Genomic DNA, 950 nt, shown 5'->3' with positions numbered 1-950 from the left:
GGCTCAGGGTCTTCAACGCTGCGGGCAGGTGGGTTCGCTTCCGGTCCGCGACATTTTCCTGGAGGTTCGGTTCCGCGTGCTCGCCATCCGTCTGATCGCCGAGCCGGACCGGCTCGACGCTCTCGTCCTGCCTGTCCGACCCGCCGACTCGACGGCGGGCGGTGACACCTCGGCCGCGCCTCTGTCGACCGCCGTGGCACCCCCGGACGGCACTGCCGAGGAGGCCGCCGCGCTGGCGCCAGCGGCCCGACTGACGGGCCGAGCCGGCGAGATCCACACCCAGCTGCGCCCCGGGCGTACCCCCGGCCGGCTGGTGCTGCTCGGCATCGGTGGTGGGGACGAGGCGGCCTGGCGGACGGCCGGCGCGACAGTGGCCCGCGCTGCCTCGGCTGAGACGCATATCACCATCGCGCTGCCGGCCGAGGTGACCCAGGCCGCCGTGCGCGGACTGGCCGAGGGTCTGCTGCTCGCCGCGTACCGGTTCCGGCTCACCGAGGCCGGCGACCGGCCGGCGCTCACCGGCGTCGACCTGCTGCTCAGCGATCCGACCCGGTACGAGGACAGCGTCGCCACGGCCCGGACCACCGCCGCGATGACCCATCTCGCCCGGGACCTGACCAACACCCCCTCCTCGGTGAAGACCCCGCAGTGGTTCGCCGACCAGGTGGCCTCCGCCGCGGCCGATCTTCCGGATCTGCGGTTGCGGGTCCGTGGCCCGGCCGAGCTGACCACCGAGGGCTTCGGCGGGATCCTCGCCGTCGGCGGTGGCTCCGCCAGCGGACCCCGGCTCGTCGAACTGGACTGGCACCCCGCCAACGCGCGTACGCACGTGGTGCTGATCGGCAAGGGCATCACCTTCGACACCGGCGGCATCTCGATCAAGCCGGTCGCGTCGATGAAGCTGATGCGCAAGGACATGGCCGGCGCGGCCGCTGTCGTCGCCGCCACCC

1 protein-coding gene is annotated in these 950 nt (G+C 73.6%); it reads left to right on the top strand.

All coding sequences use genetic code 11. The annotated features are described in order from the left end of the window. Positions 1–76 precede the first annotated feature (76 nt). A partial coding sequence (locus KBX53_RS34260) for a M17 family peptidase N-terminal domain-containing protein (protein ID WP_309140921.1) occupies positions 77–950 on the top strand: 874 nt, incomplete at its 3' end.

Source organism: Micromonospora sp. M51 (assembly GCF_018070305.1).
Taxonomy (GTDB): Bacteria; Actinomycetota; Actinomycetes; order Mycobacteriales; family Micromonosporaceae; genus Micromonospora; species Micromonospora parva.
This window is presented reverse-complemented; position numbering and strand designations above follow the sequence as displayed.